This is a genomic window from Piscibacillus sp. B03, assembly GCF_052246295.1.
Lineage (GTDB): Bacteria > Bacillota > Bacilli > Bacillales > Alkalibacillaceae > Piscibacillus.
This window is the reverse complement of sequence record NZ_JBQQCO010000012.1, coordinates 32,414-51,781: the sequence shown is the minus strand read 5'-3', so window position 1 is coordinate 51,781 and position 19,368 is coordinate 32,414. Positions and strand designations below refer to the sequence as shown.

The window sequence follows — 19,368 nt, the reverse complement described above, 5'->3', positions numbered from 1 at the left end:
TAGTACAATCGTTAGCGCGATTGTCTCAAAGACGGAAGGAGGTTTATTCATGGGTCGTAGTTTAAAAAAGGGACCTTTCGTGGATGATCATTTAATGAAAAAAGTTGAAAAAATGAACGAAGAAAGCAAAAAGTCCGTCATTAAAACTTGGTCACGTCGTTCTACAATTTTCCCTAACTTTGTTGGAAACACTATTGCAGTATATGACGGCCGTAAACATGTACCCGTTTATATTACGGAAGACATGGTTGGGCATAAACTAGGTGAGTTTGCACCAACACGTACGTTCAAAGGTCATTCCGGTGACGATAAGAAAACAAAACGCTAATTGAGAGGAGGTTAGCATGATGCAACAAGCTAAAGCAGTAGCTAAAACAGTTCGTATTGCTCCTCGTAAAGCTCGTTTAGTCATTGATTTAATTCGAGGAAAAGAAGTTGGCGAGGCTTTCGCAATTTTAGCTCACACTAACCGTTCGGCATCACCAATCATTGAGAAGGTTTTAAAGTCAGCCGTTGCGAACGCTGAGCACAATTATGAACTAGATACGGATAATCTAATTATCTCTGAAGCTTATGTAAATGAAGGCGTAACACTTAAACGTTTCCGCCCACGTGCACAAGGTCGCGCAAGCGCGATTAACAAACGTACTAGCCACATCACAGTTGTGGTATCAGAAAAGAAGGAGGGATAGTCAGTGGGTCAAAAAATTAACCCTAAAGGTCTTCGTGTCGGCGTAATTCGTGACTGGGAATCAAAATGGTACGCTGAAAAAGAATATGCTGATCTATTACACGAAGACATCATGGTTCGTGAATATATTGAAGAACGTCTAAAAGATTCAGCAGTATCAACAGTTGAAATCGAACGTGCTGCTAATCGAATTAACATTTCAATCCACACAGCAAAACCAGGTATGGTTATTGGTAAAGGTGGATCTGAAGTAGAAGCATTACGTACTAAAATTAGTAACTTAACTGGTAAACGTGTTCACATCAACATCGTTGAGGTGAAAAAACCAGAATTAGACGCAACTTTAGTTGCTGAAAACATTGCACGTCAACTTGAAAACCGTGTTTCTTTCCGTCGTGTACAGAAACAAGCAATTCAACGTGCGATGCGTGCAGGAGCGAAAGGTATTAAAACGCAAGTATCTGGTCGTCTAGGCGGTGCAGATATTGCGCGTGCGGAACAATATAACGAAGGAACTGTACCACTACACACATTACGTGCTGATATCGATTATGGTACGGCAGAAGCCGATACTACTTACGGTAAACTAGGTGTTAAAGTGTGGATTTATCGTGGAGAGGTCCTTCCAACTAAAAATGACAATAAATAAGGAAGGGGGATTCGCAGTATGCTAATGCCTAAACGTGTAAAATATCGTAGACAACACCGCACAAGCCTAAAAGGCCGTGCAAAAGGTGGAACAGAAGTATCACATGGTGAATTTGGTCTTCAAGCACTAGAAGGTGCATGGATTACAAGCCGTCAAATCGAGGCAGCTCGTATCGCGATGACTCGTTACATGAAACGTGGCGGTAAAGTATGGATTAAAATCTTTCCTGACAAACCAAAAACTGCAAAACCTCTAGAAGTTCGTATGGGTTCCGGTAAAGGTTCTCCAGAAGGTTGGGTAGCAGCAGTAAAACCAGGAAAAGTATTATTCGAAGTAGCTGGAGTTAACGAAGAAGTGGCTCGTGAAGCATTACGCTTAGCGTCACACAAACTTCCAGTGAAAACGAAGTTTGTAAAACGCGAAGAAATTGGTGGTGATAGCAATGAAAGCTAACGAAATCAGAGAACTAACCACTGCCGAAATCGAACAAAAAGTAAAATCTTTAAAAGAAGAACTGTTTAACTTACGCTTTCAACTAGCAACTGGTCAACTAGAAAACACGGTAAGAATCCGTGAAGTTAGAAAATCAATTGCTCGTATGAAAACAGTTATTCGTGAAAGAGAAGTCGGCATTAATAATCGATAATTGAGAGGAGGTCTACCTCAATGAGTGAACGTAAAGATCGCAAAGTTTACACTGGACGCGTCATTTCTGACAAAATGGATAAAACCATTACAGTTCTAGTAGAAACTTATAAATTCCACCCGCTTTATGGTAAGCGTGTTAAGTACTCTAAAAAGTTCAAAGCACATGACGAAAATAACCAAGCTAAAAAAGGCGATATCGTAAGCATCATGGAAACTCGTCCATTATCAGCTACGAAGCGCTTTCGTTTAGTAGAAGTTATTGAAGAAGCAGTCATTATATAATCGCTCGGTATTGAATCCGAAGGGAGGTAACAAAACCTATGATCCAACAAGAATCTCGTCTAAAAGTTGCTGATAACTCAGGTGCTCGTGAAGTTTCAACTATTAAAGTTCTAGGCGGTTCTGGACGTAAGACAGCTAACATTGGTGACGTTATTGTTTGCTCGGTAAAACAAGCAACACCAGGTGGCGTTGTCAAAAAAGGTGAAGTAGTAAAAGCAGTAATCGTACGTTCTAAAAGCGGTGTTCGCCGTAAAGACGGTTCTTACATCCGTTTCGACGAAAACGCAGCAGTTATCATCCGTGATGATAAAAGCCCGCGAGGAACTCGTATCTTCGGCCCTGTAGCTCGTGAATTACGTGAGAGACAGTTCATGAAGATTGTTTCCCTAGCTCCAGAAGTACTATAATAGTCGCTTAAATAGATGTCATTAAGCAAACCATGCCTTGCAAGGAGGTGCACGATTCATGCATGTAAAGAAAGGCGATAAAGTCAAAGTTATTACTGGTAAAGATAAAGGTAAAGAAGGCACGATTTTAGAAGCTTATCCAAAAAAAGAACGCGTTTTGGTTGAAGGTGTAAACTATGTTAAAAAACACGCTAAGCCTTCACAAGAAAATCCACAGGGTGGAATCTTGAACCAAGAAGCGCCAATTCATGTTTCTAATGTTATGCCGATCGATCCTAAATCAGGTGAACCTACTCGTGTTGGATATGAAGTGCGTGACGGTAAAAAAGTCCGCATCGCTAAAAAATCAGGTGAACCTTTAGATAAATAGTAGTTGCGTGAAAGGAGGTCTATAAGATGAACGAACTAAAGAAAAAGTACAATGAAGAGATTGTTCCTAGCTTAGTTGAGAAATTTAACTATAGCTCTGTAATGCAAGCGCCAAAAGTTGAAAAGATCGTTATCAACATGGGTGTTGGTGACGCTGTTCAAAATGCAAAAGCGCTTGAGAATGCTGTTGAAGAATTAACACTAATTTCCGGTCAAAAACCAACTGTTACTAAAGCTAAAAAATCAATCGCTGGTTTCCGTCTACGTGAAGGTATGCCAATTGGAGCGAAAGTTACACTACGTGGTGAGCGTATGTACGATTTCCTACAGAAGTTAATCAGCGTTTCACTACCTCGTGTACGTGACTTCCGTGGTATTTCTTCTAAAGCTTTCGACGGTCGCGGTAACTATACTTTAGGGGTAAAAGAACAATTGATTTTCCCGGAAATTGATTACGATAAAGTAAGTAAAGTGCGCGGTATGGATATTGTTATTGTAACAACTGCAGATACTGACGAAGAGGCACGTGAATTATTAGGTCAGTTCGGTATGCCTTTTAAGCAGTAACTTACTGAATAAGGAGGGAAAATTGTGGCTAAAAAATCAATGATCGCAAAGCAAAAACGCAAACAAAAATTTAAAGTGCGTGAATACACTCGTTGTGAACGTTGCGGTCGTCCGCATTCCGTAATTCGCAAATTTAAATTATGCCGTATTTGTTTCCGTGAATTAGCTTACGAAGGACAAATTCCTGGCGTTAAAAAAGCAAGCTGGTAAACCCAATTATGGGAAGGAGGTAATGAACAAATGATGTCAGATCCAATTGCAGATATGCTAACAAGAATTCGCAATGCGAACATGGTTCGTCATGATCAGTTAGAAGTTCCAGCTTCTAAGCTAAAGAAAGATATTGTTGATATTTTAAAGCGTGAAGGTTACATTCGCGATTATGAATATATTGAAGACAACAAACAAGGTGTTCTACGTTTATTCCTTAAGTACGGTGCTAATAATGAGCGCGTAATTACAGGTATTAAGCGCATCAGTAAGCCTGGACGTCGTGTGTATGCAAAGTCAGACGAGATCCCTAAAGTACTAAACGGTTTAGGAATCGCTGTTGTATCCACTTCTAAAGGTGTTTTAACGGATAAAGAAGCTCGCAGCCAAGCTGTAGGCGGCGAAGTTGTAGCTTACGTTTGGTAATACTTGAAAGTCAGGAGGTGTAAGGTATGTCACGTGTAGGTTTAAAAACACTTGAAATTCCAAATGATGTTGAACTTAAATTTGATGGTAATACAGTGACTGTTAAAGGTCCTAAAGGTGAATTAACACGTACGTTCCACGAAGATATGGTTATTAAAGTAGAGGATAACGTATTATCTGTAGAACGTCCGAGTGAAAATAAAGAACACCGTGCGTTACACGGTACAACAAGAACCCTAATCGGTAACATGGTAGAAGGTGTTACTAAAGGTTTTGAAAAATCACTAGAAATCCAGGGTGTTGGTTACCGTGCTCAAATGCAAGGTAAGAAATTGGTTGTAAACGCTGGTTATTCTCACCCAGTTGAAGTTGAACCAATGGATGGTATCGATATTGAAACTCCTTCTAACACGAAGATCGTTGTTAAAGGAATTGATAAAGAGAAAGTAGGAGCAGTTGCAGCGAACATTCGCGCTATTCGTACACCAGAACCTTACAAAGGTAAAGGTATTCGTTATGAAGGTGAGTATGTACGTCGTAAGGAAGGTAAGACTGCTAAATAATATCCGTTAAAAGACAGAAAGGAGTGACCTGAATGATTACGAAAGCAGATAAGAATGCGGTTCGTAAAAAGCGCCATTCACGTATGCGTCGTACGTTAGCTGGTACAGCTGAACGTCCACGTCTAAACGTTTATCGCTCAAACAAACACATTTATGCACAATTAATCGATGATCAAAACAGTCAAACAGTCGCTAGCGCTTCAACCGTTGACCCTGAATTCAAAGGCGAAACTACAGGTAATGTAGAAGCTGCGAAACAAGTTGGTGAACTAGTCGCTAAGCGTGCGGTTGACAAAGGATATAAATCAGTAATCTTCGATCGTGGAGGTTACCTTTACCATGGACGCGTGAAAGCTTTAGCAGAAGCTGCACGTGAAGCAGGTTTAGAATTTTAATCGACTGAAAAAGGAGGGAAATACATGCGTACAGCAATCGATGCGAGCAAATTAGATATTGAAGAACGCGTGGTTACAGTTAATCGTGTTGCTAAGGTTGTAAAAGGTGGTCGTCGTTTCCGTTTTACAGCATTAGTAGTTGTAGGTGACAGAAACGGACACGTTGGTTTTGGTACTGGTAAAGCACAAGAGGTACCAGAAGCGATCCGTAAAGCAGTTGAAGATGGTAAGAAAAACTTAATCCGTGTACCAATCGTTGGCACTACTATTCCACACCAAATCAATGGTGAGTTCGGAGCTGGAAACATTCTATTAAAGCCAGCTGCAGAAGGTACTGGAATTATCGCAGGTGGACCAGTTCGTGCGGTATTAGAACTTGCAGGTGTAGGTGACATCCTATCTAAATCACTAGGTTCTAACACACCAATTAACATGGTTCGTGCGACAATCTCAGGATTAGCTAATCTTAAGACAGCAGAAGAAGTTGCAAAACTTCGCGGTAAGTCTGTAGAAGAACTGTTAGGATAAGGAGGGATAACAGATGGCTAATAAATTAGAAATTACCCTCACTCGTAGCGTTATTGGTCGTAAACAAGACCAACGCGATACAGTAAAAGCATTAGGATTAAATAAAATTCGCCAAACGGTGGTACTTGAAGATACACCAGCTGTTCGAGGTATGGTTAACAAAGTGTCACATCTCGTTTCAGTAAAAGAAGCATAGTTTTAAAACATGGTAAAGAGGAGGTGCTCACATGAAACTTCACGAACTAAAAGGCTCACGTAAAGATCGTAACCGCGTAGGTCGTGGTATGGCATCTGGTAACGGAAAAACTTCTGGTCGTGGTCACAAAGGTCAGAAAGCGCGTTCTGGTGGTAATGTGCGTCCAGGTTTTGAAGGTGGTCAAATGCCATTGTTCCAACGTTTACCGAAACGTGGATTTACAAACATCAACCGAAAAGAGTATACTATTGTTAATCTAGAAACTTTAAACCGTTTTGAAGATGGTACTGAAGTAACTCCTGAACTTCTATTAGAAACAGGTGTTATCAGCAAAGTAAAAGCAGGCGTTAAAGTACTAGGAAACGGCTCTCTAGAGAAGAAGTTAACAGTAAAAGCTCAAAAGTTTTCAGCTTCTGCTAAAGAAGCTATTGAAGCGGCGGGCGGTCAAACTGAGGTGATCTAATGTTTAGTACTTTTGCAAACATGTTCCGTGTTGCTGACATTAGACGTAAAATTCTATTTACCCTTGCAATCCTTGTAGTATTCCGTATCGGTTCATTCATTCCAGTACCATTTACAGATGGTAATGCGATTGAAGTCATGAACGAAATGAACGCGTTTGGGTTCATTGATACATTTGGCGGAGGCGCGTTAAGTCAATATTCCGTCTTCGCTATGGGTATTTTCCCATACATTACAGCGGCCATTATTATGCAGTTACTGCAAATGGACGTTGTTCCTAAATTTACGGAGTGGAGAAAACAAGGGGAAGTAGGACGTCGAAAGTTAGCACAGGTAACACGTTACGGAACAGTAGTCTTAGCATTCATCCAAGCAATAGGTATGTCAATCGGTTTCAACTACATGACGCAAGGAGCACTAATCCAAGACCCTAATGTCTTTAAGTTCTTTGTTATTGCTACCGTTCTAACTGGTGGTACGACATTCTTAATGTGGCTTGGTGAGCAGATTACAGAATACGGGGTTGGAAACGGAATTTCCATCCTAATTTTCGCAGGTATCGTAGCAGCGATCCCTAACGGAGTAAACCAGCTTTATGAAACGTATATTGCTGGTGCAGGAGATCAACTATTCCTAAACTTAGTGATTTTAGGGATAATTATGCTGGTCGTAGTTGCTGTTGTAGTTGGAGTTATTTTCATTCAACAAGCAATTCGTAAAATTCCAATCCAGTATGCAAAACGAACGGTTAACCGTTCACCTGTTGGAGGCCAATCAACTCATCTACCATTAAAGGTAAATGCAGCTGGGGTTATTCCAATTATCTTTGCTATTTCATTTATTATCGCACCTCAGACAATTTCAAACTTCTTTGACGGACAAATAGCGTCAACAATTGCTTATGTATTTGACTATACTAAGCCAGTTGGTATGACTCTTTATGTAGGGCTAATTATTGCATTCACTTATTTCTATACATTTGTTCAAGTTAATCCAGAGCAAATGGCAGAAAACTTACAGAAGCAAGGCGGTTATGTGCCTGGAATCCGTCCTGGTAAAAACACTGAGACTTATTTAACTCGTGTAATCTACCGTCTAACATTTGTGGGTGCTTTATTCTTAGCAGTAGTATCAATTTTCCCTATTATTTTAGGAAGTATTGCGAGCTTACCAACAGCGGTACAAATTGGTGGAACAAGTCTACTAATCGTAGTTGGTGTAGCATTAAATACAATGAAACAATTAGAAAGTCAGCTTGTAAAACGTCATTACAGAGGTTTTATTAAGTAGAGCTTCTAGAGTTATATCGAGAGCGAGGGGAAATTATGAATCTGATTTTAATGGGATTACCAGGTGCTGGTAAAGGAACCCAAGCAGAAAAGATCGTAGAAAAGTATGATATCCCTCATATCTCAACAGGAGATATGTTCCGTTCTGCGATTAAAGAAGGAACAGAATTAGGTAAAAAAGCTAAGTCTTATATGGATGAAGGAGCTCTTGTGCCAGATGAGGTTACAATTGGAATTGTAAAAGAACGTTTAAGTAAGCCGGACTGTGAGAAAGGCTTCTTACTCGATGGTTTTCCTCGTACTGTAGCACAAGCAGATGCTCTTGAAACATTATTAGACGATTTAAATACAAAATTAGATTACGTCCTTCATGTCAGTGTACCTGAAGAAAAATTAGTGGGCCGTTTAACTGGTCGTCGTATATGCCCAGAATGTGGAGCGACATACCATGTTGAATTTAATCCACCAAAAGAAGAGGGTATTTGTGACAATGATGGGGCAAAACTAATACAACGTGAAGATGATCAGCCTGAAACAGTGAAGAATCGCTTAAGCGTGAATTCTGAGCAAATGAAGCCTCTATTAGATTTCTATAGAGAAAAAGGATATCTAGTAGAAGTTAATGGTGACCAGGACATCGATGTTGTGTTCAATCAAATCGATGAAAAAATCGGAGGCCTAGCTTAATGATTATTAATAAAACTCCACGAGAAATCGAGTTAATGCGTCAGGCAGGTAAAATCGTAGCTTTAACACACCAGGAATTGCAAAAGCATATCCGCCCGGGTGTGACTACGAAAGAACTTGATGACATCGCCGAGAAGTTCATCAGAAGTCATGATGCAACACCTTCCTTTAAAGGTTATAACGGCTTTAGTGGAAGCATTTGTGTTTCTGTTAATGAAGAGCTCGTGCATGGAATTCCTGGGAAACGCGCATTAAATGATGGAGATATCATTAGCATCGATATCGGTGCGAATTACCAAGGTTATCATGGTGATTCGGCTTGGACTTATCCAGTTGGAGACATCGATAAGGACACTCAAAAGCTTTTAGAAGTAACGGAAGCGTCGCTGTTTGAAGGGTTGAAACAAGTTAAACCAGGTAACCGTTTGTCTGATATATCTCATGCCATTCAAAAGTATGTAGAGCCATACGGATTTACTATCGTAAGAGAGTATGGTGGACACGGAATAGGGCAAAACCTTCATGAAGATCCTCACATTTCAAACTTTGGACCACCTAACAAAGGTCCTAGGATGAAAAAAGGAATGGTTTTAGCCATTGAGCCTATGGTTAATTTAGGGGAGCGTTATGTTCGGACTTTAAGCGACAATTGGACCGTTGTTACAGAAGACAACAGCAATTGTGCGCATTTTGAACACACCGTTGTTGTAACGGATGATGGATACGAAATCTTAACTAAAGTTTAAGTGAAGGTGATGATGATTGGTCGATGGTGAGTCTGGGTACCCCAGAATTGGTCAATTAGTGAGAATCAATCGTGGTCGTGAGGCCGATCAATACGCAATTATCATTGAAGTCGTTGATGAAACTTTTGTTTTGTTAGCCGACGGAGATAAAAGGAAATTTGATCGACCAAAACGTAAAAACATTCATCATGTTGATCTATTAGATTATATTTCTCCCGAAGTAGAGAAATCAATGTTTGAAACTGGTCGTGTAACCAACGGTAAACTTCGCTTCGCAATATCAAAGTTTGTTAACGAAGAGTTAACAGATTGGAAGAAGGGAGATTCTCTCTATGGCGAAAGATGATGTTATTGAAATGGAAGGTACGGTCCTTGAGACTTTACCGAACGCTATGTTCAAAGTAGAGTTAGAAAATGGCCATGAGATTTTAGCTCATGTGTCAGGTAAAATACGTATGCACTTCATCCGTATTCTACCGGGTGACAAAGTAACTGTTGAAATGTCACCTTATGATTTATCAAGAGGTCGTATCACGTATCGTTATAAATAAAACTCCGATCTAAAAGGAGGTTAGAACAATGAAAGTAAGACCTTCAGTAAAACCGATTTGTGAAAAATGTAAAGTAATTCGTCGTAAAGGCCGAGTAATGGTAATTTGCGAGAATCCTAAACACAAGCAGAAACAAGGATAAACTAAAGGAGGTGCAGTGCACACATGGCACGTATTGCAGGTATTGATATTCCTCGCGATAAACGCGTAGTTATCTCATTAACGTATATCTACGGTATCGGGAAATCAACAGCTCAAGAAATCTTAAAAAATGCTGGTGTCTCAGAAGATACACGTGTTCGTGATCTAACTGAAGATGAGTTAGCAAACATCCGTAAAGAAATTGAGAACTTCACAGTTGAAGGTGACCTTCGTCGTGAAACGTCTCTTAACATTAAACGTTTAATTGAAATCGGTAGTTACAGAGGTATTCGTCATCGTCGTGGCTTACCTACTCGTGGACAGAAGACTAAAAACAACTCTCGTACACGTAAAGGCCCACGCCGTACAGTAGCGAACAAGAGAAAATAAACATTAAAGGAGGTAAGCTAATTTATGGCTCGTAAAGGTAAACAAGCGACAACTCGCAGAAAGCGTCGTGTGAAAAAGAATATAGAATCCGGTGTTGCTCATATTCGTTCTACTTTTAACAACACAATCGTGACCATTACTGACGATAACGGCAACGCAGTTGCTTGGAGCAGTGCTGGTTCACTTGGTTTCAAAGGTTCTCGTAAATCAACACCTTTCGCAGCGCAGATGGCAGCAGAAGTTGCGGCGAAATCAGCACAAGAAAGCGGCATGAAAACTATTGAAGTTGCTGTTAAAGGTCCAGGAGCTGGACGTGAAGCAGCGATCCGTTCTTTACAGGCTGCAGGTCTAGAAATTACATCAATCATTGATGTAACACCTGTACCACACAATGGTTGCCGCCCACCAAAACGTCGTCGTGTTTAATTTAGGTATATAATTTGTAACCCTGTCTATAATGGGATATGATAGGAAAATAAGGTTTACACGGTATACGCAGGATCTCATCCCATGTCCTGCATGGGTTCCTGCCTTGGGGAATGTTCGGGGATACGACAGGTATCGTCGATGTTTCGACGTTTTGAAGGAGGGTTTTGTGAATGATTGAAATTGAAAAACCGAAAGTGGAAACAATTGAAATTAATGAAGATACTACGTTCGGAAAGTTTGTCATCGAACCGTTAGAGCGCGGTTATGGTACTACAGTAGGTAACTCCTTACGTCGTATCTTATTATCCTCACTTCCTGGAGCTGCGGTTACGTCTGTTCAAATTGAGGGTGCTTTACATGAGTTTTCAACGTTAGACTATGTCGTTGAGGACGTCACAACGATCGTTCTAAACTTGAAACAACTTGCACTTAAGATTTATTCAGATGAGCAAAAGACGCTAGAAATCAACGCGCAGGGAGAAGGAGAAGTTTTTGCGAGAGATATTCAACATGATAGTGATGTTGAAATCCTAAACCCTGACTTGAAGATTGCTACAATCTCAGGTAACGGTAAATTAAATATGAAAATCTTTGCTGAAAGAGGGCGCGGTTACCGTCCAGCTGAAGCAAACAAACAAGATGATCAGCCAATAGGTGTAATCCCTATAGATTCAATCTTCACACCGGTTCAACGTGTAACTTATCAAGTTGAAAACACACGTATTGGTCAAGTTACAAATTTTGATAAGTTGACTTTAGATGTGTGGACAGATGGAAGCATTCGCCCTGAAGAAGCGATCTCATTAGGCGCAAAAATCTTCACGGAGCATTTAAATGTATTCGTAAGTCTAACGGATGAAGCCCAACAAGCGGAGATTATGGTTGAAAAAGAAGAAGACCAGAAAGAAAAAGTGTTAGAAATGACAATTGAAGAATTAGATCTATCTGTTCGTTCTTACAACTGTCTAAAACGAGCTGGTATTAATACAGTGCATGAACTAACACAGAAATCTGAAGAAGACATGATGAAGGTTCGTAACTTAGGTCGTAAGTCATTAGATGAAGTTAAGAATAAACTTAACGATTTAAACTTAGGCCTTCGTAAAGACGACTAATCATCTTACATCGATAGAATTTTCCTATAAAGGAGGTTTTGGGAATGCCAAAGACAAAGTTAGGTCGTACTACAGAACAGCGCAAAGCGTTGTTACGTAACCTTGCTACGGACTTAGTTGTTCATGAGCGCATTGAAACAACTGAAGCGAAAGCTAAAAACCTACGTCCAGTAGTAGAGAAGTTAATCACTTTAGGTAAGCGCGGTGATCTTCACGCTCGTCGTCAAGCTGCATCTTACTTAAGAGATGTTGAGACTGAAGAAGGTCAAAACGCACTACAAAAATTATTCTCTGACATTGCTCCACGTTTCGAAGAACGCCAAGGCGGATACACTCGCATTTTAAAAGTGGGAGAACGTAAAGGTGACGGAGCAAAAACGGTGATTATTGAATTAGTTGACTAATTGAATGACTCATTCAAAAGGAAGGGGGTTCAGATTCCGGTCGAGGAAACTGTTCCCTTTTTTATGGCGAAACTGTCCTGTGTATGCAGGGCAGTTTTTTTGATTGAGCCTCAGTTTTTATCGGTTCAGTCACTTCAAGGTTATCCGGCGTATAAGCTTTCCTTAAGTAAAGGAAAAGGGTCGATAAATAGAAAAATGGGGTCGATAACTATGTTGTTGAGGTATCCACAATTAATTATGACAGGTCGAGAGCTGAGAATCACGCCAAACGAACAGAAGAAAATTTGGCGAGGTGAAGAGGTGCCTCCAGAAGGCGAATCAAAAACTAATTGTCAACCCCGCGCAAAAACCGTTAAACAATCCGACAAATTATGATAAAATAGACCAAGATTCATTTCCTCGGAAATATAAAGGAGTCATGATCGTGATTGAATTTAATAATGTTTCTTACCAATATACAAATCAGCAAGATCACGTTATAAACAACATAAATTTAACCATTAACAAAGGTGAATGGGTTGCTCTAGTAGGGCATAATGGGTCTGGTAAATCAACATTAGCAAAATTAATTAATGGACTAATTAGACCTAGTGAAGGACAAGTTTATGTAAATCGACAAGAAGTGACGGATGAGAACATATGGGACATTCGACAGCAAGTAGGGATGGTTTTTCAAAACCCTGAAAATCAATTTGTTGGTACAACAGTTATTGATGACGTTGTTTTTGGCTTAGAAAATATAGGGTTATCGAATCAAGTGATGGAAGAGAGAGTAGATTTGGCCCTTAAATTAGTGGGGTTAGCAGATTATAAATGGAAAGAGCCGTTTAATTTATCGGGGGGTCAAAAACAGCGTCTTGCCATTGCAGGTGTGTTGGCGATGTTACCAGATACATTAATATTAGATGAAGCAACTACCATGTTGGACCCTGTGAGCAGAACGGAATTGATTAATACCATCAAGGAGATACATGAGAAGGAATCCTTAACGACGATTTCAATTACCCATGACATGAATGAGATTCTATTGGCAGATCGAGTTATTGTCTTGAAAAACGGCTTAATATCATTTGATGGTATTCCTAAAGAATTGATTAAGGACACTCCAACTCTAAAAAACTCTGGGTTGATGGCACCGTTTATTGTGAAATTAACAAATGCGTTTAAGCGTAACGGTGTTGCCTTTGACCAAGAACCGACAACTATAAGTGATTTGGTGAAGCAGTTATGAATATTACGTTTAAAAATGTCAGTTACACGTACCAACCTAACACTCCTTTAGCTCATCAGGCATTAAAAAATATTGATTTAAACATTAAATCTGGTTCATTTACTTGTATTGCTGGAAAGACAGGGGCTGGTAAATCAACGTTAGTTCAACTGATAAATGGTTTGCTTAAGCCTACATCTGGCGAGCTACAGGTTGGAAGTATTACATTAGGTGAAGGTAAAAATAATTCTATCAAACAACTAAGGCAACATGTGGCAATGGTTTTCCAGTATCCTGAGCACCAGCTATTTGAAGAAACTGTTAAAAAGGATCTGTTGTTTGGACCAAGAAATTTTGGCTTGAAGGTGACGGATGAACAAGTTGAGAAAGTGATTCATCAAGTAGGTTTGGATACTACAGTTTTAGAAAAGTCACCATTTGAATTAAGTGGTGGTCAAAAACGTCGTGTCGCAATTGCTTGTTCATTAATTTTAAAGCCTTTCATTCTAATATTGGACGAACCGACTGCGGGGCTTGATCCAGTTGGACAGATGGAAATGATGGAGCTCTTCAAAACTTTACATGAAGCGGGAATGACGGTGATTATGATTACTCACCATATGGAACATGCTTTGCGTCATGCGGATCAAATTCTAATTTTTGATCAAGGTCAATTAACTTTATCGGGAACACCTCAAGATCTATTTTCGAACACTGAACAGATTGAGGGTGTTGGTCTTGCTGTCCCAGAAGTAATATTATTTATTAATGAAGTTAATAGACAACTAGGAATTAATCTTAGTTATAAAGGACAGACGGTAGAAGAGTTAGCGCGTGAGGTGGTAAACGCGTTAAAGGTGAGTGAGGTGAATTAAATCAGATGATTCTAGGACAATATATGCAGAGGGATTCGATTATTCATAAGCTCGACCCTAGAACAAAGATGCTAGTAGTATTCATGTTTGTTATTATTATTTTTATGGCTGATTCCCTTTGGGGATATACAATACTGACGATCTTTGCTCTACTCACCTCTATGTTGACGTCTATTCCATTCAAGTATTTGGCAAAAGGACTTAAGCCTGTATGGTGGCTAATGGGATTTACGTTTCTTCTTCATTTAATTGTGACACGTGAAGGTGAGGTACTATTTAATATTATAGGTTGGAACATTCACTTAGGTGGCGTTATAAAAGGGTTAGAGATTTCATTACGATTTTTCTTGTTAATTCTTATGACCACGAATTTAACACTAACGACGCCTCCGATTGCCATCACTGATGCAGTTGAGTCGTTACTGAAGCCACTTAAGAAGGTGAAAGTTCCTGTTCATGAGCTTGCCTTAATGATGTCTATATCTTTAAGGTTTATTCCGACATTAATGCAAGAAATGGATAAAATATCAAAGGCTCAAGCCGCACGAGGGTTAGATTTTTCAACTGGGAAATTAAAAGACCGAGCTCAAGCGATCTTACCGTTATTTATCCCACTATTTATAAATGCATTTAGACGAGCTGAGGATTTGGCGATTGCGATGGAGGCTCGTGGTTATCGAGGTGGCGATTATAGAACTAAGTTTAGAGAGTTAGCCTATCAAAGGCAAGACTTTCTAGCTAGTCTATTCTTTATACTCATGGTATGCTTATTTTGTTTAATAAAGTTTTAAGGAGTATGGATATGGAACGTATTATGTTACGAATTGAATACGAGGGGACAGAGTTTGAAGGCTACCAAGTACAAAAGGAAAAACGTACTGTTCAATTGGTCATCGAAAAGGCTCTTAAAAAGATGCATAAGCATATTGTTCAAGTTTATTCATCAGGTCGCACAGATTCAGGTGTGCATGCGTTAGACCAAGTGTTACATTTTGATACAACGCTTGAATTAGATGAAACCACATGGCAACATGCACTAACGACTTTGTTGCCTAGAGACATTCGAGTGAAGTCAGCCCACAAAGTCGACCCTAATTTTCATGCAAGAAAAAATGCTACGACTAAGACATATCGTTACATCGTATTAAATCGAAAAACACATGATTTGTTTAGAAGGAATTTAGAATGGCATGTTCCCCAGCATCTATTGATCGATAAAATGAAAGAAGCGGCATCTCAAATAGTTGGTACACATGATTTTACGGCATTTGCAGCATCAAAAACAAATGTTAAAGGGGATAAAACAAGAACGATTTTCGAAATCAATTTGGTTCAAGATGACGACTATATATACTTTGACATAACAGGTGATGGTTTTTTAACTCATATGGTCCGGATAATCGTTGGTACATTAATTGATATTGGACTTGGTAAAAAAGAGGTGTCTTGTATTAAGAAAGCCTTTGAAACGTTGGATCGACGCGTTCTAGGAATAACGGCTCCTGGTCATGGTCTTTACTTAAAACAAGTAAACTACGACTAAAATCCGAACATTAAACCGTAAAATAGTTATATTTTACGGTTTTTTATAAAATGTGATTGAATATCTTAGTAGTAATGTTATAATGGTTTTGTAATTACGAACAGTTAAATAATGAACCCTCATATAATGTTGGGAATATGGCCCAAAAGTCTCTACCCAGTTGCCGTAAACGACTGGACTATGAGGGAAGTATTCTGTGCGCGACAAGTATAGGGTGATGTATGTCCAGACTGCTTTCCTCATGATTAGGGGAAGGCAGTCTGTTTTATTTTCTTTAGCTATGTTCTATATTTTTTGTTAGAACCCAGCTATTGAATTGTAGTGGAAGAACAATAAAAAAAGTGAGCGAAGGTGGCGACTCCAGGTCGGCTAAAAGCAGTTCACGTCCTGTGACCAACGCCGACACTAGAACATTCTGTTCGTCGCGGGAACAGCACGATCTGAGGGGCCACAGGATGTGGGTCAGTTCGGCGTTGCAACAAATGCTACTTGCATTACTTCTTGGCTTAAGTTTGCGCCGAGTAATCGCAAGCGCAGGACGTTGCGAACTTACCCGAACATCCTTCAACTTCCCGAATGTATATGAGTTCAGAAAAGTTGAAGCCGTGCCCGAGGAAAGCGTCCACGAAAGCGAACACCTAATAATACAAGGAGGATGACGATGCAAGCGCAGGTTGGTGTGATTATGGGAAGTACATCTGATTGGGATACAATGAAGCATGCGTGTGATATTTTAGAAGAGTTAGGGATTTCTTATGAAAAGGAAGTTGTTTCAGCTCACCGCACTCCCGAGAAAATGTTTCGATACGCAGAACAGGCTCAAGAGCGAGGAATTAAAGTGATCATTGCAGGCGCAGGTGGAGCCGCTCACTTACCAGGAATGGTCGCTTCAAAAACGTTGGTTCCAGTTATTGGTGTCCCTGTCCAGTCAAAAGCTTTAAACGGATTGGATTCTCTGTTATCGATTGTACAAATGCCGGGTGGTGTACCAGTCGCAACAGTCGCAATTGGCAAAGCAGGTGCAACAAATGCAGGGTTACTAGCGGCCCAACAGCTGGCAGTTTATGACGAATCGTTAGCATTGCGTTTACATAATAGAAGAGAAGCCACTAGAGAGAAGGTTGAACAATCTAATGAGGAGTTGCAAGCATGGTAAAACATATTAAACCAGGTAAAACAATTGGAGTCTTAGGTGGCGGTCAATTAGGAAGAATGATGTCGATGGCAGCGAAACAGATGGGATATCAAGTTGCTGTTATGGACCCAACCTCGAACTCTCCGACAGGTCAAGTGGCTGACTATGAAATTACAGCTTCATATGACGACCCTGAAGGTGCCAAACAATTACTAGAAGCATCGGATGTGATCACATATGAATTTGAAAGTATTGATTTAGGTGTATGTGAGCATCTTGAGGAAAATGGGTATGTACCTCAAGGAAGCGATTTGATTCGCATTTCACAAGACCGTGCATTTGAAAAGGAAGCAATTACGACAAGCGGGGGGCAAGTGGTACCGTATCACCTTGTAGACCATCTGGAGGACTTGAACGAAGCTGTGTCGGTACTTGGTTTTCCGTGCGTACTTAAAACAAGACGCGGTGGATATGACGGAAAAGGACAGTACATTATCAAAAATGAAGAAACATTAGTAGAAGCAGCTGAACTACTTGAAAAAGGACCTTGTATCGTAGAGAAATTTCTACCGTTTGAGAAAGAGTTATCGGTGATGGTGATTCGCAGTGTGAAGGGGGAAACGATTACATTTCCGGTCTCCGAAAATATTCATGAGGATCATATTTTGCTTCAGTCTATTGTGCCTGCGAGAATAACTGCTGAAGTGGAAGAAAAAGCTAAACATACCGCATTGCAGTTAGCAGAATCGATCAACATGATTGGCACACTTGGGGTGGAAATGTTTTTAACAGGGGATGGTGAAGTATTTATTAATGAAGTTGCTCCACGTCCTCACAACTCAGGACATTACACGATGGATGCTTGTAACACGTCACAGTTTGAACAACACATTCGAGCGATTACGGGAATGGCATTAACAGAACCTAAGCTTCACCAACCAGTTGTTATGATGAACGTGCTAGGGGAGCATTTATCAGATGTGGTGCAAATCATTCCAAACATCTCAAATGCGAAAATACATTTGTACGGAAAAGCTGATGTAAAGCCTAAACGTAAAATGGGGCATGTTAATTTTATTGGAGACCATACAAAAGAGTTACTACAACAAATACGAGATTTAGGAATTTGGAGGCATTAAAACATGATTGAACGTTATACAAGAGAAGAAATGGGACGAATTTGGACGGAAGAAAATAAATATAAAGCTTGGTTAGAGGTTGAAATTTTAGCTTGTGAAGCGTGGGCTGAGCTTGGTGTCATTCCGAAACAAGACGTCAAGGCTTTAAGAGAAAATGCATCGTTTAATTTAGACCGAATCAAAGAGATTGAAGCGGAAACACGTCATGATGTGGTGGCATTCACTAGAGCTGTTTCTGAAACTCTTGGTGATGAGAAGAAGTGGGTCCATTACGGGCTAACGTCAACTGATGTCGTTGATACAGCACTAGGGTATTTAATTAAACAAGCGAATGACATTATTCGTAAAGACATCGTTCAGTTTATAGACATCCTAAAAAACAAAGCACAAGAGCAAAAATATACAGTCATGATGGGGCGTACTCACGGAGTGCACGCAGAGCCAACGACATTTGGGTTGAAGCTAGCATTATGGTATGAAGAAATGAAACGTAATCTTGAACGTTTTAATGCGGCAGCCGAAACAATAGGTTACGGAAAAATGTCAGGCGCTGTTGGAACGTATGCGAATATTGATCCGTTTGTTGAACAGTATGTGTGTGAACATTTAGGACTTAAGGCAGCGCCAATTTCTACTCAAACATTACAGCGTGACCGTCATGCGCATTATTTATCAACATTAGCATTAATTGCAACATCGATTGAAAAGATGGCGGTTGAAATTAGAGGTCTTCAGAAGAGTGAAACAAGAGAGGTCGAGGAATTTTTCGCAAAAGGTCAAAAAGGGTCTTCAGCGATGCCGCATAAACGGAATCCAATTGGTTCAGAAAACATGGCCGGAATGGCACGTGTCGTACGTGGTTATATGATGACAGCGTATGAAAATGTACCTTTATGGCATGAGCGTGACATTTCACATTCATCTGCCGAACGTGTCATCTTGCCGGATGCGACCATCGCATTGAACTATATGTTAAATCGTTTTGGCAACATTGTTAAAGACTTAACGGTGTACGAGGAGAATATGAGACGAAACATGGACCGTACGTATGGATTAATTTTCTCTCAGCGAGTCCTACTTTCGTTAATTGATAAAGGGTTATCACGTGAGAAAGCATACGATCTCGTTCAACCTTTAGCGATGCAAGCGTGGGAAGAGCAGACGTCATTCCCAGAACTAGTGAGAAATCATCCAGAGATTAAAGAGCAGATGACTGAAGCGGAGTTTGATGATTGTTTTGATGCAACCTACCACTTAAAAAATGTCGACGTTATTTTCGAACGTGTTGGATTGGAATAAGTGTAAGACTACAAAAGGGGCT

At 40.0% G+C, this 19,368-nt stretch carries 34 protein-coding genes and 1 riboswitch; all 34 genes read left to right on the top strand.

Annotated features, from left to right (window positions below; genetic code table 11):
* Positions 1 to 49 precede the first annotated feature (49 nt).
* Positions 50 to 328 (top strand): 30S ribosomal protein S19, encoded by a 279-nt coding sequence (rpsS, locus tag ACTWQB_RS09730; RefSeq protein WP_443138997.1) that lies wholly within the window; start codon positions 50 to 52, stop codon positions 326 to 328.
* 19 nt (positions 329 to 347) lie between these two features.
* Complete coding sequence (rplV, locus tag ACTWQB_RS09725; protein ID WP_443138996.1) at positions 348 to 692, top strand: 50S ribosomal protein L22; 345 nt, start codon at positions 348 to 350, stop codon at positions 690 to 692.
* A gap of 3 nt (positions 693 to 695) precedes the next feature.
* Positions 696 to 1,340 carry a 30S ribosomal protein S3 gene (rpsC, locus tag ACTWQB_RS09720; protein ID WP_443138995.1) on the top strand — a complete coding sequence of 215 codons (645 nt, stop codon included), beginning with the start codon at positions 696 to 698 and terminating at the stop codon, positions 1,338 to 1,340.
* A gap of 18 nt (positions 1,341 to 1,358) precedes the next feature.
* Positions 1,359 to 1,793, top strand: a complete 435-nt coding sequence (gene rplP, locus ACTWQB_RS09715; RefSeq protein WP_443138994.1) for a 50S ribosomal protein L16 — start codon at positions 1,359 to 1,361, stop codon at positions 1,791 to 1,793.
* Positions 1,783 to 1,986 carry a 50S ribosomal protein L29 gene (gene rpmC, locus ACTWQB_RS09710; protein WP_443138993.1) on the top strand — a complete coding sequence of 68 codons (204 nt, stop codon included), beginning with the start codon at positions 1,783 to 1,785 and terminating at the stop codon, positions 1,984 to 1,986. Before rplP ends, rpmC begins: the two co-directional genes overlap by 11 nt.
* 20 nt (positions 1,987 to 2,006) lie before the next feature.
* Positions 2,007 to 2,270, top strand: a complete 264-nt coding sequence (gene rpsQ / locus ACTWQB_RS09705) for a 30S ribosomal protein S17 (protein ID WP_443138992.1) — start codon at positions 2,007 to 2,009, stop codon at positions 2,268 to 2,270.
* Positions 2,271 to 2,308: 38 nt separating this feature from the next.
* Complete coding sequence (rplN, locus tag ACTWQB_RS09700; RefSeq protein ID WP_091773728.1) at positions 2,309 to 2,677, top strand: 50S ribosomal protein L14; 369 nt, start codon at positions 2,309 to 2,311, stop codon at positions 2,675 to 2,677.
* Between the two features lie 58 nt (positions 2,678 to 2,735).
* Entirely contained in the window at positions 2,736 to 3,047 is a 312-nt protein-coding gene (gene rplX, locus ACTWQB_RS09695; protein WP_443138991.1) for a 50S ribosomal protein L24, read from the top strand.
* A 26-nt stretch (positions 3,048 to 3,073) separates the two neighbouring features.
* Positions 3,074 to 3,613, top strand: coding sequence for a 50S ribosomal protein L5 (rplE, locus tag ACTWQB_RS09690; RefSeq protein ID WP_443138990.1), 540 nt, complete (start codon positions 3,074 to 3,076; stop codon positions 3,611 to 3,613).
* Between the two features lie 24 nt (positions 3,614 to 3,637).
* A complete protein-coding gene (locus ACTWQB_RS09685; RefSeq protein WP_091773731.1) occupies positions 3,638 to 3,823 on the top strand; it encodes a type Z 30S ribosomal protein S14 in 186 nt (61 codons plus the stop codon).
* 30 nt (positions 3,824 to 3,853) lie between these two features.
* Positions 3,854 to 4,249, top strand: coding sequence for a 30S ribosomal protein S8 (gene rpsH / locus ACTWQB_RS09680; protein WP_443138989.1), 396 nt, complete (start codon positions 3,854 to 3,856; stop codon positions 4,247 to 4,249).
* 26 nt (positions 4,250 to 4,275) lie between these two features.
* On the top strand, positions 4,276 to 4,812 hold the full coding sequence (rplF, locus tag ACTWQB_RS09675) for a 50S ribosomal protein L6 (RefSeq protein ID WP_443138988.1): 537 nt from the start codon (positions 4,276 to 4,278) through the stop codon (positions 4,810 to 4,812).
* Between the two features lie 32 nt (positions 4,813 to 4,844).
* A complete protein-coding gene (rplR, locus tag ACTWQB_RS09670; protein WP_443138987.1) occupies positions 4,845 to 5,207 on the top strand; it encodes a 50S ribosomal protein L18 in 363 nt (120 codons plus the stop codon).
* Between the two features lie 24 nt (positions 5,208 to 5,231).
* Positions 5,232 to 5,735, top strand: coding sequence for a 30S ribosomal protein S5 (gene rpsE / locus ACTWQB_RS09665; protein WP_054753858.1), 504 nt, complete (start codon positions 5,232 to 5,234; stop codon positions 5,733 to 5,735).
* 13 nt (positions 5,736 to 5,748) lie between these two features.
* Positions 5,749 to 5,931, top strand: a complete 183-nt coding sequence (gene rpmD / locus ACTWQB_RS09660) for a 50S ribosomal protein L30 (protein ID WP_443138986.1) — start codon at positions 5,749 to 5,751, stop codon at positions 5,929 to 5,931.
* A 31-nt stretch (positions 5,932 to 5,962) separates the two neighbouring features.
* On the top strand, positions 5,963 to 6,394 hold the full coding sequence (gene rplO, locus ACTWQB_RS09655) for a 50S ribosomal protein L15 (protein ID WP_443138985.1): 432 nt from the start codon (positions 5,963 to 5,965) through the stop codon (positions 6,392 to 6,394).
* A complete protein-coding gene (secY, locus tag ACTWQB_RS09650; protein ID WP_443138984.1) occupies positions 6,394 to 7,683 on the top strand; it encodes a preprotein translocase subunit SecY in 1,290 nt (429 codons plus the stop codon). Before rplO ends, secY begins: the two co-directional genes overlap by 1 nt.
* Before the next feature lie 35 nt (positions 7,684 to 7,718).
* Positions 7,719 to 8,369: an adenylate kinase gene (locus ACTWQB_RS09645; protein ID WP_443138983.1), complete on the top strand. Its 651-nt coding sequence runs from the start codon at positions 7,719 to 7,721 to the stop codon at positions 8,367 to 8,369.
* Complete coding sequence (gene map / locus ACTWQB_RS09640; protein ID WP_443138982.1) at positions 8,369 to 9,115, top strand: type I methionyl aminopeptidase; 747 nt, start codon at positions 8,369 to 8,371, stop codon at positions 9,113 to 9,115. Before ACTWQB_RS09645 ends, map begins: the two co-directional genes overlap by 1 nt.
* A gap of 58 nt (positions 9,116 to 9,173) precedes the next feature.
* Positions 9,174 to 9,461, top strand: a complete 288-nt coding sequence (locus ACTWQB_RS09635) for a KOW domain-containing RNA-binding protein (RefSeq protein WP_443138981.1) — start codon at positions 9,174 to 9,176, stop codon at positions 9,459 to 9,461.
* A complete protein-coding gene (infA, locus tag ACTWQB_RS09630) occupies positions 9,448 to 9,666 on the top strand; it encodes a translation initiation factor IF-1 (protein WP_017185218.1) in 219 nt (72 codons plus the stop codon). Before ACTWQB_RS09635 ends, infA begins: the two co-directional genes overlap by 14 nt.
* Positions 9,667 to 9,694: 28 nt before the next feature.
* Positions 9,695 to 9,808 (top strand): 50S ribosomal protein L36, encoded by a 114-nt coding sequence (gene rpmJ / locus ACTWQB_RS09625; RefSeq protein ID WP_039312872.1) that lies wholly within the window; start codon positions 9,695 to 9,697, stop codon positions 9,806 to 9,808.
* A 23-nt stretch (positions 9,809 to 9,831) separates the two neighbouring features.
* Positions 9,832 to 10,197: a 30S ribosomal protein S13 gene (gene rpsM / locus ACTWQB_RS09620; RefSeq protein WP_443138980.1), complete on the top strand. Its 366-nt coding sequence runs from the start codon at positions 9,832 to 9,834 to the stop codon at positions 10,195 to 10,197.
* Positions 10,198 to 10,221: 24 nt separating this feature from the next.
* Entirely contained in the window at positions 10,222 to 10,623 is a 402-nt protein-coding gene (gene rpsK / locus ACTWQB_RS09615) for a 30S ribosomal protein S11 (RefSeq protein ID WP_443138979.1), read from the top strand.
* A 173-nt stretch (positions 10,624 to 10,796) separates the two neighbouring features.
* A complete protein-coding gene (locus ACTWQB_RS09610) occupies positions 10,797 to 11,741 on the top strand; it encodes a DNA-directed RNA polymerase subunit alpha (RefSeq protein WP_443138978.1) in 945 nt (314 codons plus the stop codon).
* 44 nt (positions 11,742 to 11,785) lie between these two features.
* Complete coding sequence (gene rplQ / locus ACTWQB_RS09605) at positions 11,786 to 12,145, top strand: 50S ribosomal protein L17 (protein ID WP_443138977.1); 360 nt, start codon at positions 11,786 to 11,788, stop codon at positions 12,143 to 12,145.
* Between the two features lie 237 nt (positions 12,146 to 12,382).
* Entirely contained in the window at positions 12,383 to 12,520 is a 138-nt protein-coding gene (locus ACTWQB_RS09600) for a hypothetical protein (protein ID WP_443138976.1), read from the top strand.
* Between the two features lie 43 nt (positions 12,521 to 12,563).
* A complete protein-coding gene (locus ACTWQB_RS09595; protein ID WP_443138975.1) occupies positions 12,564 to 13,376 on the top strand; it encodes an energy-coupling factor transporter ATPase in 813 nt (270 codons plus the stop codon).
* Complete coding sequence (locus ACTWQB_RS09590; RefSeq protein WP_443138974.1) at positions 13,373 to 14,230, top strand: energy-coupling factor transporter ATPase; 858 nt, start codon at positions 13,373 to 13,375, stop codon at positions 14,228 to 14,230. Before ACTWQB_RS09595 ends, ACTWQB_RS09590 begins: the two co-directional genes overlap by 4 nt.
* Before the next feature lie 5 nt (positions 14,231 to 14,235).
* Positions 14,236 to 15,021 carry an energy-coupling factor transporter transmembrane component T family protein gene (locus tag ACTWQB_RS09585; RefSeq protein ID WP_443138973.1) on the top strand — a complete coding sequence of 262 codons (786 nt, stop codon included), beginning with the start codon at positions 14,236 to 14,238 and terminating at the stop codon, positions 15,019 to 15,021.
* An 11-nt stretch (positions 15,022 to 15,032) separates the two neighbouring features.
* Entirely contained in the window at positions 15,033 to 15,773 is a 741-nt protein-coding gene (truA, locus tag ACTWQB_RS09580) for a tRNA pseudouridine(38-40) synthase TruA (RefSeq protein ID WP_443138972.1), read from the top strand.
* A 99-nt stretch (positions 15,774 to 15,872) separates the two neighbouring features.
* Positions 15,873 to 15,974, top strand: a riboswitch (purine riboswitch).
* 460 nt (positions 15,975 to 16,434) lie between these two features.
* Positions 16,435 to 16,929: a 5-(carboxyamino)imidazole ribonucleotide mutase gene (gene purE / locus ACTWQB_RS09575; protein WP_443138971.1), complete on the top strand. Its 495-nt coding sequence runs from the start codon at positions 16,435 to 16,437 to the stop codon at positions 16,927 to 16,929.
* A complete protein-coding gene (gene purK / locus ACTWQB_RS09570; protein ID WP_443138970.1) occupies positions 16,923 to 18,047 on the top strand; it encodes a 5-(carboxyamino)imidazole ribonucleotide synthase in 1,125 nt (374 codons plus the stop codon). The genes purE and purK overlap by 7 nt, the downstream gene beginning before the upstream one ends.
* A gap of 3 nt (positions 18,048 to 18,050) precedes the next feature.
* Complete coding sequence (purB, locus tag ACTWQB_RS09565; protein ID WP_443138969.1) at positions 18,051 to 19,346, top strand: adenylosuccinate lyase; 1,296 nt, start codon at positions 18,051 to 18,053, stop codon at positions 19,344 to 19,346.
* Positions 19,347 to 19,368: the final 22 nt, after the last annotated feature.